This window comes from Pseudidiomarina xizangensis, assembly GCF_052541995.1.
Genome location: NZ_JBOBQA010000001.1, coordinates 1,432,729 through 1,447,223, shown reverse-complemented (window position 1 = coordinate 1,447,223; position 14,495 = coordinate 1,432,729). Strand labels below are relative to the sequence as shown.

Annotated in this window: 14 protein-coding genes; 3 read left to right on the top strand and 11 right to left on the bottom strand. The window is 49.2% G+C overall.

Features of this window, described 5'->3' with window-relative positions; genetic code table 11:
• Positions 1-5: 5 nt before the first annotated feature.
• The 5 genes from ACQ5ES_RS06985 to lexA all read right to left on the bottom strand — a co-directional run bounded on the left by ACQ5ES_RS06985 (position 6) and on the right by lexA (position 4,640).
• The gene (locus ACQ5ES_RS06985; RefSeq protein WP_445015206.1) at positions 6-584 is read right to left on the bottom strand and encodes a cytochrome c oxidase assembly protein; all 579 of its coding nucleotides are present in this window, start codon (positions 582-584) and stop codon (positions 6-8) included.
• 1 nt (position 585) lies between these two features.
• The gene (gene ctaD, locus ACQ5ES_RS06980) at positions 586-2,175 is read right to left on the bottom strand and encodes a cytochrome c oxidase subunit I (protein ID WP_445015205.1); all 1,590 of its coding nucleotides are present in this window, start codon (positions 2,173-2,175) and stop codon (positions 586-588) included.
• A gap of 13 nt (positions 2,176-2,188) precedes the next feature.
• Complete coding sequence (gene coxB / locus ACQ5ES_RS06975) at positions 2,189-3,277, bottom strand: cytochrome c oxidase subunit II (protein WP_445015420.1); 1,089 nt, start codon at positions 3,275-3,277, stop codon at positions 2,189-2,191.
• A gap of 329 nt (positions 3,278-3,606) precedes the next feature.
• On the bottom strand, positions 3,607-4,023 hold the full coding sequence (locus ACQ5ES_RS06970) for an SOS-response cell division inhibitor (RefSeq protein WP_445015204.1): 417 nt from the start codon (positions 4,021-4,023) through the stop codon (positions 3,607-3,609).
• A complete protein-coding gene (lexA, locus tag ACQ5ES_RS06965; RefSeq protein ID WP_445015203.1) occupies positions 4,020-4,640 on the bottom strand; it encodes a transcriptional repressor LexA in 621 nt (206 codons plus the stop codon). The genes ACQ5ES_RS06970 and lexA overlap by 4 nt, the downstream gene beginning before the upstream one ends.
• Positions 4,641-4,785: 145 nt before the next feature.
• Here lexA and plsB point away from each other — a divergent pair, with 145 nt between their 5' ends.
• The gene (plsB, locus tag ACQ5ES_RS06960; protein ID WP_445015202.1) at positions 4,786-7,239 is read left to right on the top strand and encodes a glycerol-3-phosphate 1-O-acyltransferase PlsB; all 2,454 of its coding nucleotides are present in this window, start codon (positions 4,786-4,788) and stop codon (positions 7,237-7,239) included.
• On the opposite strand, the gene ubiA is transcribed toward plsB, so the two are convergent.
• Genes ubiA through ACQ5ES_RS06930 form a run of 6 tightly spaced genes read right to left on the bottom strand, consistent with a single transcriptional unit; the run spans position 7,236 to position 12,106 of the window.
• A complete protein-coding gene (gene ubiA / locus ACQ5ES_RS06955) occupies positions 7,236-8,081 on the bottom strand; it encodes a 4-hydroxybenzoate octaprenyltransferase (protein ID WP_445015201.1) in 846 nt (281 codons plus the stop codon). The two genes, plsB and ubiA, sit on opposite strands and share 4 nt — an antisense overlap.
• Positions 8,074-8,661: a chorismate--pyruvate lyase family protein gene (locus ACQ5ES_RS06950; RefSeq protein WP_445015200.1), complete on the bottom strand. Its 588-nt coding sequence runs from the start codon at positions 8,659-8,661 to the stop codon at positions 8,074-8,076. The genes ubiA and ACQ5ES_RS06950 overlap by 8 nt, the downstream gene beginning before the upstream one ends.
• A complete protein-coding gene (locus ACQ5ES_RS06945) occupies positions 8,651-9,505 on the bottom strand; it encodes a rhomboid family intramembrane serine protease (RefSeq protein ID WP_445015199.1) in 855 nt (284 codons plus the stop codon). Before ACQ5ES_RS06945 ends, ACQ5ES_RS06950 begins: the two co-directional genes overlap by 11 nt.
• A gap of 1 nt (position 9,506) precedes the next feature.
• The gene (glpE, locus tag ACQ5ES_RS06940; RefSeq protein WP_445015198.1) at positions 9,507-9,830 is read right to left on the bottom strand and encodes a thiosulfate sulfurtransferase GlpE; all 324 of its coding nucleotides are present in this window, start codon (positions 9,828-9,830) and stop codon (positions 9,507-9,509) included.
• A gap of 39 nt (positions 9,831-9,869) precedes the next feature.
• The gene (tdh, locus tag ACQ5ES_RS06935; protein ID WP_445015197.1) at positions 9,870-10,898 is read right to left on the bottom strand and encodes an L-threonine 3-dehydrogenase; all 1,029 of its coding nucleotides are present in this window, start codon (positions 10,896-10,898) and stop codon (positions 9,870-9,872) included.
• A 14-nt stretch (positions 10,899-10,912) separates the two neighbouring features.
• Entirely contained in the window at positions 10,913-12,106 is a 1,194-nt protein-coding gene (locus ACQ5ES_RS06930; protein ID WP_445015196.1) for a glycine C-acetyltransferase, read from the bottom strand.
• Positions 12,107-12,220: 114 nt separating this feature from the next.
• On the opposite strand from ACQ5ES_RS06930, the gene coaD reads away from it, so the two are divergent.
• Both coaD and pckA read left to right on the top strand, forming a co-directional pair.
• Complete coding sequence (coaD, locus tag ACQ5ES_RS06925; RefSeq protein ID WP_445015195.1) at positions 12,221-12,706, top strand: pantetheine-phosphate adenylyltransferase; 486 nt, start codon at positions 12,221-12,223, stop codon at positions 12,704-12,706.
• 135 nt (positions 12,707-12,841) lie between these two features.
• On the top strand, positions 12,842-14,443 hold the full coding sequence (gene pckA, locus ACQ5ES_RS06920) for a phosphoenolpyruvate carboxykinase (ATP) (RefSeq protein ID WP_445015194.1): 1,602 nt from the start codon (positions 12,842-12,844) through the stop codon (positions 14,441-14,443).
• Positions 14,444-14,495: the final 52 nt, after the last annotated feature.

Here is a 14,495-nt window from a genome sequence, read left to right as displayed (position 1 = left end):
AATCCTCAGTTCACCGGCTTGGTTAACGCAGCCAGTGCATCAGGTGTAGCGTTCTCTGTCATATCGTACATGGTGTATGACAGGGTAACCGTGTGAATATGTTTTGGAATTTCAGGATCGAGATAAAACTGCATCGGCATTGCCGTTTTCGTACCTGCTGCCAGTGGTTGTTGGTTGAAGCAGAAACATTCGACTTTGTTTAAATAAAGCGAAGCTTCGCCTGGCGCCACAGAGGGAATGGCTTGTGCAACCATATCGCTACCCGTGGGGTTATTCGCCAGAAAATTAACCACTTTGGTTTCGCCCGGATGAATTCGTACAGAGCGAACCTCTGGTTCGAAACCCCATGGCATTCCTTGATTCACACGCGTAATAAATTGCACGTTTACGGTTCGACTAGTATCCACTGTTTTGGTGTTCGCGGCCGCTTGACCATCGGTGAAGCGGCCATTAAAACCAGTTAGATCGCAGAACACGTCGTACAGTGGCACCAAGGCGAAACCGAAGGCAAACATACCGATTACCGTCAACAGTAGTCGACGGATGATGCGGGTGTTATCTGGTTTCGCTTGTTGCTCGCTCATGTTACTTCACCTCAGGTGGGGTATCGAAGGTGTGGTACGGAGCCGGTGACGGTATGGTCCATTCCAATCCTTCAGCAGCTTCCCACGGGTTAGCAGCGGCTTTCTCGCCACCTTTCACACACTTGATAACAACCCAGAGGAAGATCAATTGCGCTAAACCAAACGCGAAGCCACCAATACTTACGATCTGGTTAATATCGGCAAACTGTATTGAGTAGTCTGGGATACGTCGCGGCATACCCGCCAGGCCAGCAAAGTGCATTGGGAAGAACAGCACGTTTACGGATATCAATGAGGTCCAGAAATGCAGTTTTGCCAAACCTTCGTCGTACATGTGTCCTGTCCACTTAGGTAGCCAGTAGTAAGCTGCGGCCATAATGGAGAAGATCGCGCCGGTAACCAAAACGTAATGGAAATGCGCGACGACGAAATAGGTGTCGTGGTATTGAAAGTCCACCGGAGTGATTGCCAACATCAAGCCGGAGAAACCACCAATGGTAAACAGGATTACGAAGGCTAAAGCGAACAGCATCGGCGTTTCAAAACTGATGGCGCCACGCCACATGGTGGCGACCCAGTTAAAGACTTTGACACCGGTCGGTACCGAAATCAGCATGGTACAGTACATAAAGAAGAGTTCAGCGAATACCGGCATCCCGGTCGTGAACATGTGGTGCGCCCACACTAAGAACGATAACCCAGCAATTGCCGCAGTGGCATAAACCATCGATGCGTAACCAAACAGTGGTTTACGGGAGAAGGTCGGAATAATCGCTGAAACAATACCAAAGGATGGCAAAATCATGATGTACACTTCGGGGTGACCAAAGAACCAGAAAATGTGCTGGAACATGACTGGGTCACCACCTCCTGCAGCATCAAAGAAGCTGGTGCCAAAGTATTTATCGGTCAGGACCATGGTTACCGCACCGGCAAGTACAGGCATTACTGCAATCAACAGGAAGGCGGTGATAAACCACGTCCACACGAATAGCGGCATCTTCATATAGGTCATGCCAGGGGCGCGCATATTCATAATGGTTACGATGACGTTAATCGCCCCCATAATCGATGAAATGCCCATAATGTGCACTGAGAACACGAACAACGCCGTGGAGTCACTACTATAGGTGGTCGATAACGGAGCGTAGAAGGTCCAGCCAAATGCCGGACCGCCACCTTCCATAAACAATGACGCTAATAAAATGGCAAATGCGAACGGCAGAATCCAGAAACTCCAGTTATTCATCCGTGGTAAAGCCATATCTGGCGCGCCGATCATCATTGGGATCAGCCAGTTTGCTAAGCCTGTGAAGGCCGGCATAACTGCACCGAATACCATAATAAGACCGTGTACCGTGGTCATCTGATTAAAGAAGTGTGGTTCAACCAGCTGTAGTCCGGGCTGGAACAGTTCGGCGCGAATAACCATCGCCATGGAACCGCCAACCAGGAACATGATGAAACTGAACCATAGATACATCGAACCGATGTCTTTGTGGTTCGTAGTGAAAAGCCAACGGGTAATACCCGACGGCGCATGGTGGTGATGATCGTCGTGCTGATCTACCTCGCCAACAACTGTGCTCATAGTCAGGTCTCCCTTATTCGTTTATGAAAGCGTTAATATCAGCGGCTTGTACGGTCTCACCGGTATCGTTACCCCAAGCGTTACGCTCGTAGGTGATTACCGCTGCAAGTTCTCGTAAGCTCAACTGATTACCAAAAGCCTGCATAGAGGTGCCGGATTTGCCGTTTACAACGATATCGATGTGGCCTTGCATATCGTTAAGCGCCATAGGTGAGCCTTTCAATGCAGGGAACACGCCTGGAATACCTTCACCGTTGCCCTGATGACAGGCTGCACAGCTACCAAGGTAAACTTGCTCGCCGAGATCCATCAGCTCGTCGATGTCCATAGACATAGCCATTAAGCGTTGTTCTTCTTCTTTGGCCTGGCGTTGAATTGCTTCTTGCTCAGCAATCCAAGCGTCATATTCGGCGGGCTCTTTGGCGATAACAACCACTGGCATAAAGCCGTGGTCTTTGCCACAAAGCTCAGCACACTGGCCGCGATAGATGCCGGGTTCATTGACCTTGGTCCAAGCTTCGTTAATAAAGCCAGGGTTTGCGTCTTTTTTCACCGCGAAATCGGGTACCCACCAAGAATGGATAACGTCATCTGAGGTAATCAGGAAGCGTACTTTACGGTCAGTTGGAATCACAAGGGGACGGTCGACTTCAAGCAAATAGTTCTCGCCTTTCTCAAGCTTGTTTTCGATTTGTTGGCGCTGAGTGGCAAGCAAACTAAAGTACTCAATATCATTCTCGAAATACTTGTAGTGCCATTTCCATTGTGAACCTGTCACCAGAACTGTGACTTCGGCTTCGGAGCTATCTTCCATAGCAATCAAGGTTGAGGTGGCTGGAATAGCCATACCAATCAGAATCAAAAACGGAATCACAGTCCATAGAATTTCGACTTTTACGTTTTCGTGGAAGGTGGCAGGTTTCCGGCCCTTTGATTTGCGGTGGCGAATCATGGACCAGAACATTGCACCGAACACGACGACGCCAATCACACAACAGATATAGAATATCGTCATGTGTAAGTCGTACACGCGTTGGCTAATCTCAGTAACACCCTGAGTTAGGTTCAACTGCGATTGCGCTTGCACAGCGATGGGACTCATTGCTGTAAGCGCGGTGATGAGTCTAATACTCACGCGACATCTCCTCTCATTCTTCCGACGCGGTCAATTCCGCGAATACACCGAAGTGCGAGCCTGAAGAACAACGAGGGGAGCAGAAAAAGGAACAACATTTCTTTGAAGAAAAATCGCTTTTCCTACTAACCCTTTGTTGTTATGTATCAATAGTTATTTTTATTAAGTGTGTTAGCAGTAAGCTGCTGGAACAAAATACCATGAGTAGCTGAAAAAGCCACCGCCAAAGTCAACATTTTTTGGATTCCGGCGAAAAAAAAGGCTGCCGAAGCAGCCTTGCAGGGAAACCTTCACAATTAGTGGAGTGGGGATTGCGAAGATTGTTTGTGGAAAATGAAACTATGGGTTTGGCTAACTTTGGTCGCCATTTTCAAGCGTTGGGCAACCCGTGGTGCCGAAAAGCCGTCTAAAAAACTGACTACAACGCTGCTGGTGCCTGCAAGTAATGCTTGCTCTGTCGCCCACTCTCGTTGATCAGCATCGCGGCCGGCAACCCAACGAATTCGCGAGCGACTGACGCCTGCATTTACAAGTTGCTGAATAGCCTCTCGGCTTCCGCCAATGACAGTTACCCATTGCTTGGTGCGCAGCGCGAGTGATTGAATGCGTGGCATCAGGCCCGCAAAGTCTTCGGTGCACAAAGCGTTAGCCTCATTAAAGGCCAGTGTGTTTATCGCAAGTTCGCGACTTGCATGTGGGTAGTTGTATCTCATAGCCAGGCTCCATTTCGAATCACGCCGACCGCCAAGCCTTCAATGGTGAAGTACTGTTGCGTCAGGTCGACTTGGATAGGTGAAAATTCTTCATTTTCTGGATGCAGTAGAATCAAATTTCCTTTTCTTTCGAAACGCTTAACTGTTACGTCATCTTCAACACGTGCCACAATGATTTGACCATTGCGTGCTTCATGTGTTTTGTGCACAGCGAGCATGTCGCCATCCAAAATTCCTATATCTTTCATGCTCATGCCATTCACGCGTAGAAGGAAGTCTGCGTGAGGGCGAAACAGGTTTTGATCGACTTGAAAATGGCTTTCAATGTGTTGTTGCGCCAAAATGGGCTCCCCTGCAGCGACCTGCCCAATCAAAGGTAAGCCTTCGGGAATATCCTCATCGTTCACACCAATGAGGCGTAAGCCGCGAGACATTCCCGGTAACATTTCAATCACGCCTTTTTTCGCTAGCGCTTTCAAATGTTCTTCTGCCGAGTTAGCTGAACGAAAACCCAACCGTGTGGCAATTTCAGCGCGTGTTGGCGGCATGCCTGTCACTTCGATCGTGTCTTTGATTAAATCAAGAATTTCTTGTTGTCTAGGCGTTAAAGGTCGCATGTTTATACCTGTTTATTCATACAGTAATACTGTGAGTATATACAGGTGTTTTTAGATCGCAACTTTTTTGTGCAATTTTTTTCTAACAGCAAACCCTATAGATCAATGTTATCCTTTAAGAGGTTGAATTTTGCAGGGGAATTCCATGAGTTGGAGAGGCTTCGTTGCCAAATTATTGTATTGGCCAGTGCGTTGGTTAACACGCTTTGAAGTAATTTTCGACGAAACGATTAGTGCTGACGTCAGCCCTGATAGTGGGTCGCAGCATGTCGTTTATGTCATGCGCTCGACGTCAATTACCGATCTGCTGGTCGCAAGACGTGCGCTGCGTAAGGCGGGTCTTCCTGATCCGGCCGAACCGTTGCTGATTAACGGTAGCCGCCATGCTCGTGTGATGTATCTGGAGCAAACCCGCGCCGAAACAAATGAGGTTGCGGTGGAAGAGTTTCTGCAGTTACTACATAGTCATGAAAAAGAACGCCAGTTAAACGTGCAGGTGGTTCCCTTAGGTCTGTTCTGGGGAAGAAAAGCCGGGCAAGAGCCGCGAGAAGGGAACACCATGGTGGCTGATCTTGATAACCCTGGGCGCTGGCGCAAATTTTGGTTAGTGATGTTTTCCGGTCGTCATATCCTGGTTCGCGGTAGTCGGCCGGTGAGCTTACGCCAAATGACGGATCAGCATGGCGCAAGTCGGCGCATCGCGCACAAGCTGGCGCGCGTCGCACGTGTACATTTTGTACGTTTACGGCATGCCGTCGCAGGACCTAAGGTTGCGAATCGCGAACGCGTTATCAGTGAACTTCTGGCAAGTGAAGCACTACAAAAAGCGATTGCCGAAGAGGTTCGAAGTAAAAAAATAAGCCCTGAAAAGGCCCGCAAACGCGCCCATGACTACCTGGATGAAATTGCCGCGAATTACAGTGATACCTTGGTTCGCATGTTGGACCGGTTTATGGGCTGGATGTGGAGTCGTATCTATAATGGTATCCATGTTGAAGGCGGCGAGCGTATTCGCAGTTTGGCGCAGGCTGGCCATGAAGTTATCTACGTACCTTGTCACCGTAGCCACATGGATTATCTGCTACTAAGTTATGTTATTTACAAAGAGGGATTAGTGCCGCCGCATATTGCAGCAGGCGTCAACCTCGACTTTTTCCCCGCCGGTCCGCTGTTTCGCCGCGGTGGCGCGTTTTTTATTCGCCGCAGTTTTAAAAGTAACAAGCTTTATTCGACGGCGTTCCGAGAGTACCTTAATCGCCTATTCCAAAAAGGTTACCCGGTCGAATATTTCACCGAGGGTGGACGCAGCCGTACTGGACGTTTGTTAACTCCGAAAACCGGCATGATAGCGATGACCATTCAAGGTATGTTACGCGGCCAACAGCGGCCGATTTCGATTGTTCCGGTCTACCTTGGTTACGAGCACGTAATGGAGGTCGGCACCTACCTGAAAGAGCTCAAAGGGAAGTCGAAAGAAAAAGAATCTGCGTGGAAAGTACTATCAAGCCTGCGCCATTTACGTAATTTCGGTCAAGGTTATGTCACCTTCGGTGCGCCTATTAATGTTGGTCAAACGCTGGATAAACTGACTCCGAGTTGGCGCGACTCCATCACTTACGGTGCTCAAGAGCCAGCGCGGCCGAAGTGGTTAACACCAACGGTCAACCTTGTGGCAGAACAAATTATGCAGCGGATCAATGATGCCGCAGGCATGAATAGTGTCAATCTGAGTGCCTTGGCGTTACTGAGTGCTGAGCAGCATACCTTGTCACGCGAAAAATTAGTGGCACAACTTAATGTTTATACTCAGTTGCTTCGTGACGTGCCTTACAGCAGCGATGCTTATGTGCCCGCGGAGTCAGGCGAGGAGCTTTGGCAACTAGCGAAACGGCAAGACAAATTCACTGTGGTGGCGGATACCATGGGCGAAATGATTCGCCTGGAAGGGATCTCAGCGATTGCCATGACCTATTACCGCAATAACATCATGCATATGGTGATTGTACCGGCGATGATCGCAGCATTTGCCTGTGCTCATCAACGCTTCAAACTGGCAGACGTGGTGAACTTGCTAGAACAAGTGCAACCCTTATTAAAAGAAGAGCTATTTATCAGCCATGCGCGGGAGGATATGCAGTTATGGGCGCAGGCGATCGTCGACCACTTACATAGCGCGGGTATGCTCAACGTGGTAGCGGATGGCGAGTACGTTACGGTCGCACGCGATACCTCGGCCTATTTCCAATTGCAGTTGTTAGCACGCGCTGCGGGTGAAACCTTGCAGCGTTATGCGATCTTGTTCGAGCTATTACAACAGGGCGGGGCACAAGGACGCGCAGTGCTGGAGCAAGCTGCAGTGGAGTTGGCCGAACGATTGAGTGCCATGCATGGCGTCAATGCACCTGAGTTTTTCGATAAGAAACTGCTTAGCGCGCTAATTTCCACATTAAAGCGTGAAGATTTGATTGAAGTAAACAGCGACGGTAACTTTGTTGCGCACGCCGATGTTGGTGAACTCAGTGATACCATCGACCGCTTGCTGGAGCCGGCGGTGGTGCAAACTATCCGCCAGTCGGTGCAACGTCGTTTAGAGGCTTAGTACCAGTAGCTCGCAGCAATTGCTGCTGCGAGCACCCAACCGACATGGTTGTTATGCAGAAAAGCACGAAAGCAGCGTTGCGATTCGCGATACCAAATCAAGCCGTGTTGCCAGGCAAACAGCAGCGCCATTAAGATTAAACCACTCCAGTAAATCCAGCTAAAGCCTAAGTCGTAACCGAGCCAAAGCAGTAATCCTAAAGTTGCGAGTTGCAGCAGTGCAATAGCAAGACGATCAAATCCGCCAAACAGGATTGCCGTCGACTTAACCCCGATTTTAATATCATCGTTACGGTCAGCCATGGCGTATTGGGTGTCGTAAGCTACGGTCCAGCAAATATTGGCGGCAAACAATAGCCATGCTGCCAAGGGCAAACCTTGCTCCAGAGCGGTGAACGGCATAAGCACACCAAAGCTAAAGGCAACTCCCAGCACCACTTGTGGTAGTTGCGTAAACCGTTTACAGAAGGGGTAGAGTGTAGCGACGCCAGCGGCGGCAAAGCTCAATAAAATCGTGGTTTTATTAAATTGCAACACGATGAGGAACGCGATGACCAGTAAGCCAGCAAAAAGTACTAAAGCCTGCCAGCTTTTTATCTCACCGGTAGCAAGCGGGCGTTGTTTGGTGCGGGTGACTCGGCCATCGATCTTACGATCGGCGAAATCATTGATCACACAACCGGCTGAGCGCATGACAAATGCACCGACTAAAAATAACACCACGATTTTTAACGGCGGGTTGCCAGCACCGGCAATGATGAGCGCGCCAAGCATTGGCCAAGCGAGCAGTAGGGTGCCGATAGGGCGATCGGCGCGCATCAGACGCCAGTAGGGGTTAGACATGATTCTGCTCCTGTGCCAGTGGCGAGGCCCCGATAAACACTTCAGCGACTAAAACCTGTTGCCCAGCTGCTGTGAAGCAGCTTCGTCGGCCCCAAAGTGTAGCAGGCCGGAAACCAAGTTGTTGATGCAGTTGGCCCACTTTTGATTCACTGGTGAAGCTAGAAACTTCTACCGCACTGCGGGTCAGATCCGGTTGTTTAAACAGGTGCTCGCCCAAAGGTTTGTTGCCTAAATCGTCGAGCCGCAACTGTTGTTGAGCCAGCGCTTGCATAGGAAAAACACTGCGCGCAAAGATCCAAGGCTTATGGTCACACCAAAGAATGACTTCGCGTACCACACCGCTTTGTTGGTGGCCGAGCCAGCGTCGCTCGTCGGCCAATAAGGGGACTTGATGTTGTCCTAAAAGTTGCACTGCAAATTGTGTTGTGCGCGCTTTCAGCTTCGCGGTCAGCGAAGCTGGGTCAAGTAGCCAGTCACGGGCGCAATCAGACCACTTGCCCGGCGCTGCTGGGGCATGCCAATCCGCTTCACCGCCCCATCGCACGACAGGGAAATCAACCTCGGGAAACTCAACGGCCATGAGCGGTTTTAGTTTTATTGATATGTTCGATTATGCGAATCGCAATCCCCAGTACTAAGCCGGCTATAAGCCCAGCAGAGTGTGCGGTGTTGGCGACGTTAACCCACAACAGGTCGGTATAGCCGAGCAGCAACCACACCAGCATAAAGCCGATCAAACCGATGGGTAAATAAAGTGGATGCCGAGGCCGTTGCCAGGCTACGACCACGGCGATACCGAATAGGCCATAAACCACGCCCGAAAGGCCGCCGAAATAAGGTCCACTAGCCATAAACTGCATTAGATTTGACAACACCGCGCAACTGACCAGGGCAATTAGCAGATACACTGAACCATAAGCGCGTTCGAAACGCCCACCCAAATACCACCACCAGAACACGTTAAACAAAAAATGTAACAGGCTAAAATGCAGCAGGGTTGGGGTCAGGAATCGCCAGGGTTGTTGCCATGGTAAGTCACTAAAAGTATCGCTGATGCGCAGGTTCTCAAATATGGGCATGGCTAATTGGGTATTGAGAGCGATAAACACCAGGCTCACTAAAGCTGCATAAGTAATGGTGACTAATCCGGCTTGACTGAGCAGTTGTTGAGGCAATGAGGCATTTTTAGGGGGTGCGGACGAAGTCGCTGAGGTTGTTGACTGCAATTCAGCTTCGGCACCGTCGGGGTCCGCCTTAAACTCTGCGATCAAATCCTTTGCTAGCGCGCTGTAACTGGATTGTACGAGCCAGAGTTCGAGTTGGTTACCGTGTTCACTGACCGTTACTGGAACCCCGCGGCGTTGGAGAAAGCTGTGCAGGCGTTTCATCATATCGGCATTACGGGTGGTCAGTAATTTTTGCATGTTAGTTGTGCTCCACCGCGTCAGGATAAAATTGTGCCCAAGCGGTGAAGCCGCCGTCAAGGCTGCTGACCGGCTCTACACCTTGCTGAGCTAAATACTGCGCCGCTCCCTGACTGCTGTTGCCATGATAGCAAACCACCACTACCGCTTGGTCGTCATCAAGATCTTCAAGGAAATCACTGAGCGAGGCATCGGTCAGATGAACTGAACCCGGTATGTGACCCAAAGCGAATGAACGCGGATCACGAATATCGGCAAATGCTGTTTGGCCACTTTGCCACAACTCATGGGCTGTGGCGGTATTGATGCGGCTGAACTCACTCATTGATTCGTCCTTTCTGGTTGCTGACTTAGGTTCGGTAATTTAGGCTTCCCAGTCGAGAATAACCTTACCAGACTGTCCAGAAGTCATAATTTCAAAACCTTTTTCAAAATCGGCTACCGGCATGTGATGCGTCAAAATCGGCGACAAATCGAGTCCGGATTGCAGTAAGCTCGCCATTTTGTACCAAGTTTCGAACATTTCACGGCCATAAATGCCTTTTATCGTGAGACCTTTGAAAATGACCTGGTTCCAGTCAATAGCAACGCTCTGCGGCGGAATACCCAGCATGGCTATTTTGCCACCGTGGTTCATGGTCTCGAGCATTTGGCTGAAGGCCGAAGGCACACCCGACATTTCCAATCCAACATCGAAGCCTTCCTTCATACCCAGTTCGGTCATGACATCGCTGAGCTTCTCTTTGCTTACGTCAACCGCTCGGGTAGCACCCATTTTGGTCGCTAGTTCTAACCGGTACGGGTTTATATCGGTAATCACCACATGGCGCGCTCCGACATGACGTGCGACTGCCGCAGCCATGATACCAATCGGACCAGCACCGGTAATGAGCACATCTTCGCCAACCAAATCAAATGCAAGAGCAGTGTGCACTGCGTTGCCAAAAGGGTCAAAAATCGCAGCAAGATCGTCACTGATATCGTCGGGCAATTTAAAGGCGTTCTCCGCGGGAATCACCAGGTATTCTGCAAACGCACCAGGGCGGTTTACTCCAACGCCAACAGTGTTGCGACATAAATGCCGACGGCCGGCACGACAGTTGCGGCAATGGCCGCAGGTGATGTGGCCTTCGCCGGAAATCCGGTCGCCTGGTTCAAAGCCGCGGACGCCGTCGCCCATAGCCGCCACCACACCAACATATTCATGACCTACAACCATAGGAACCGGAATCGTTTTTTGCGACCACTCGTCCCATTTATAGATATGCACATCGGTACCACAGATTGCAGTTTTCTTAATCTTAATCAAAATATCGTTGTAGCCATATTCCGGCTTGTCGGTATCGGTCATCCAAATACCGGGTTCAGCATGTAATTTCGCTAAAGCTTTCATCAGCTCCTCCGCGTTTAAATGACGCCTAAATCTTTACCAATACGAATAAAGGCGGCGATGGCACGTTCCAGTTGCTCGCGTGAGTGACCGGCAGACATTTGGGCACGAATACGTGCTTTACCACGCGGTACCACTGGGAAAGAAAAGCCGATCACGTAAATGCCTTGTTCAAGCAGACGGTCAGACATCTCGGACGCCAGTTTAGCATCGCCAATCATAACCGGAATAATGGCATGGTCAGCACCACTTAAAGTGAAGCCAGCTTTGGTCATTTCGGTACGGAAGAAATTGGCGTTATCCCACAAACGCTGACGTAGCTCACCGCCTTCTTCAAGCATTTCTATTACGCGAATGGACGCTTGAACGATCGCTGGTGCGACCGAATTAGAAAACAAGTACGGCCGGGAGCGCTGACGTAACCAGTCAACTACTTGCTTTTTACCTGCGGTATAGCCACCAGAGGCACCACCAAGTGCTTTGCCTAAGGTGCCGGTAATGATGTCGACACGGCCCAACACACCGCAGTATTCGTGGGTACCTTTGCCGTTAGCACCTAAAAAACCGGTGGCGTGACAATCATCCATCATGGTCAGGGCACCATACTGTTCGGCAAGATCACAAATGCCTTGCATATTGGCAATGACGCCGTCCATGGAGAACACACCGTCCGTCGCAATTAAAATGTGACGGGCGCCATCTGCTTTTGCTTGTTTAAGCTGCGCTTCTAAGTCCGCCATATCGTTGTTCTTGTAACGATAGCGCTTTGATTTGCTTAGCCGAATACCGTCAATGATGCTGGCGTGGTTGAGTTCGTCACTAATAATGGCATCTTCTGGACCCATTAATGTTTCGAATAAACCGCCATTAGCGTCGAAGCACGATGAATAAAGAATAGTATCTTCCGTGCCTAAGAAATCACTGAGTTTGCTTTCCAGCGTTTTGTGAATATCTTGCGTGCCGCAAATAAATCGTACAGAGGCGGTACCAAACCCGTGCTCGTCAAGGCCTTGCTTAGCGGCGGCGATGAGGTCGGGGTGATTGGCCAAACCTAAGTAGTTGTTGGCACAAAAATTAAGCACCGACTTGTCGTCGCCTACTTTAATCTCGGCTGCTTGTTCGCTAGTGATAACGCGTTCTTTTTTGTACAAGCCTTCTTGCGTGAGCTCTTCGAGCTGGGTATCTAGCTGTTGATAAAAATCGTTCTTCATGTAATTCTCCGTGCTTTGAATAGCGTACGCGGATGTAGTAAATAGGATTTGTCCTATAGTTTACCTGATCTGCAGGGTATCGCGCATCCTCATTTCTGTTGCCGGAGAAAATTCATGCACAAGCGTGCTATCTATCCAGGAACTTTTGATCCTATTACCAATGGTCACGCGGATCTTATCGAGCGTGCGGCAAACCTTTTTAGTGAGGTGGTGGTAGGTATTGCTAATAATCCGAGTAAAAATCCGATGTTCAGCCTTGAAGAGCGGGTAGAGTTGGTGCGGCAGGTTACGGATCAGCTGCCTAATGTTAGCGTGGTTGGTTTTAGCGGATTATTGGTCGATTTTGCCAAAGAGCATGGCGCAACAGTTTTGATCCGTGGACTGCGAGCGGTATCCGACTTTGAATATGAGTTTCAAATGGCGAATATGAATCGGCGGCTGTATCCAGGGCTTGAAAGCGTTTTCCTGACACCTTCTGAAGAAAATTCATTTATCTCATCGACCTTAGTGAAAGAAGTAGCGCTACATCATGGTGATGTACGGCAGTTTACTGATACCCGTGTCGCGAACGCATTGAATGAAAAGATAAAATCGCTATAAGCGTGCTATATAGCGGGGTAATACGGCGCTTGAACTACCAATTTTTATGATTTCGGGTTAGAATCGCGACCCAAAATTCGTTTCTTTTTTCGTTTCTATCTTTTTGCTCAGACTAGACCCGCAGGAGTCCGCCACATGACTGATCTGGATTTAAGCCGTTACGGCATTACAGACGTCAATGAAATCATTCATAATCCTTCATACGACCAGCTCTACACCGAAGAAACTCGCAGTGATTTACAAGGCTACGAGAAGGGTGTTGTTACTCATCTTGGCGCTGTCGCAGTCGACACTGGTATTTTTACCGGTCGCTCGCCGAAGGATAAATATATTGTGCGCGATGAGACAACCAAAGACACACTTTGGTGGGCTGATCAGGGCAAAAACGACAATAAAGCGATTTCGCCAGAAATATGGGTGGACTTAAAAGCAACGGTTACCGAGCAACTTTCAGGTAAGCGGTTATTTGTCGTCGACACCTATTGTGGTGCCAATGAAGATACCCGTTTGTCTGTGCGTTTTATAACTGAAGTGGCGTGGCAAGCGCATTTCGTGAAAAACATGTTTATCCGTCCTTCGGCAGAAGAGTTGAAGACGTTCAAGCCTGACTTTGTAGTGATGAATGGTGCCAAGTGCATCAATTCAAAGTGGCAGGAGCATGGTTTAAATTCTGAGAACTTTGTCGCTTTTAACCTCACCGAGCGAATTCAGTTGATTGGTGGTACGTGGTACGGCGGCGAAATGAAGAAAGGCATGTTCTCGATGATGAACTACTTTCTGCCACTACAGGGTATTGCCTCAATGCATTGTTCGGCCAACGTTGGTGAAGACGGTGATGTCGCTATTTTCTTTGGCTTGTCAGGTACCGGAAAAACCACCTTATCTACGGATCCCAAGCGTGAATTAATCGGCGATGATGAGCATGGTTGGGACGACGACGGAGTGTTCAACTTTGAAGGCGGTTGTTACGCGAAAACCATCAATCTGTCGCAAGAAGCTGAACCAGATATCTACAATGCGATTCGCCGTGATGCCCTATTAGAAAATGTGACGGTACTTGACGATGGTAGGATAGACTTTAACGACGGCTCCAAAACTGAGAACACCCGAGTCTCGTATCCGATTGATCACATCGAGAATATTGTAAAACCTGTATCAAAAGCGGGTCATGCGAAAAAGGTTATTTTCCTGACTGCCGATGCTTTTGGTGTGCTGCCGCCAGTTTCCAAGTTAACGAAAGAGCAGACTAAATATCACTTTTTGTCCGGTTTTACCGCAAAGCTAGCAGGTACAGAGCGCGGCATTACTGAGCCAACCCCGACATTTTCCAGCTGTTTTGGTGCGGCTTTCTTAAGCTTGCATCCAACTCAGTATGCAGAAGTATTGGGTAAACGGATGGAAGATGCTGGCGCCGAAGCATACTTGGTCAACACCGGTTGGAATGGAACAGGTAAACGTATTTCGATTAAGGCTACGCGTGCGATTATCGATGCGATTTTAGATGGCAGTATTGAAGATGCGGAATTTGTAAACCTGCCTTATTTTAATTTGGCGATACCGTCTCAACTGGCAGGCGTAGAAGATACGTCAATTCTTGATCCGCGTAACACTTACGCCGACGCAACAGAATGGGATTTAAAAGCTAAAGACTTAGCCCGTCGCTTTGTCGCGAACTTTGAGAAGTTTACCGATAACGATGAAGGTAAAGCACTGGTTGCTGCTGGACCGCAACTATAAGCTAGTATTACCCAGCGCGTTAGCAATGAAGACCCGCTCATTGTGGATGATG

What these genes read in the sequence shown, in the direction of transcription:
- ACQ5ES_RS06985 (WP_445015206.1), bottom strand. Translation starts at nt 584, where the DNA reads ATGAGCGAGCAACAAGCGAAACCAGATAACACCCGCATCATCCGTCGA.
- ctaD (WP_445015205.1), bottom strand. Translation starts at nt 2,175, where the DNA reads ATGAGCACAGTTGTTGGCGAGGTAGATCAGCACGACGATCATCACCAC.
- coxB (WP_445015420.1), bottom strand. Translation starts at nt 3,277, where the DNA reads ATGAGTCCCATCGCTGTGCAAGCGCAATCGCAGTTGAACCTAACTCAG.
- ACQ5ES_RS06970 (WP_445015204.1), bottom strand. Translation starts at nt 4,023, where the DNA reads ATGAGATACAACTACCCACATGCAAGTCGCGAACTTGCGATAAACACA.
- lexA (WP_445015203.1), bottom strand. Translation starts at nt 4,640, where the DNA reads ATGCGACCTTTAACGCCTAGACAACAAGAAATTCTTGATTTAATCAAA.
- plsB (WP_445015202.1), top strand. Translation starts at nt 4,786, where the DNA reads ATGAGTTGGAGAGGCTTCGTTGCCAAATTATTGTATTGGCCAGTGCGT.
- ubiA (WP_445015201.1), bottom strand. Translation starts at nt 8,081, where the DNA reads ATGTCTAACCCCTACTGGCGTCTGATGCGCGCCGATCGCCCTATCGGC.
- ACQ5ES_RS06950 (WP_445015200.1), bottom strand. Translation starts at nt 8,661, where the DNA reads ATGGCCGTTGAGTTTCCCGAGGTTGATTTCCCTGTCGTGCGATGGGGC.
- ACQ5ES_RS06945 (WP_445015199.1), bottom strand. Translation starts at nt 9,505, where the DNA reads ATGCAAAAATTACTGACCACCCGTAATGCCGATATGATGAAACGCCTG.
- glpE (WP_445015198.1), bottom strand. Translation starts at nt 9,830, where the DNA reads ATGAGTGAGTTCAGCCGCATCAATACCGCCACAGCCCATGAGTTGTGG.
- tdh (WP_445015197.1), bottom strand. Translation starts at nt 10,898, where the DNA reads ATGAAAGCTTTAGCGAAATTACATGCTGAACCCGGTATTTGGATGACC.
- ACQ5ES_RS06930 (WP_445015196.1), bottom strand. Translation starts at nt 12,106, where the DNA reads ATGAAGAACGATTTTTATCAACAGCTAGATACCCAGCTCGAAGAGCTC.
- coaD (WP_445015195.1), top strand. Translation starts at nt 12,221, where the DNA reads ATGCACAAGCGTGCTATCTATCCAGGAACTTTTGATCCTATTACCAAT.
- pckA (WP_445015194.1), top strand. Translation starts at nt 12,842, where the DNA reads ATGACTGATCTGGATTTAAGCCGTTACGGCATTACAGACGTCAATGAA.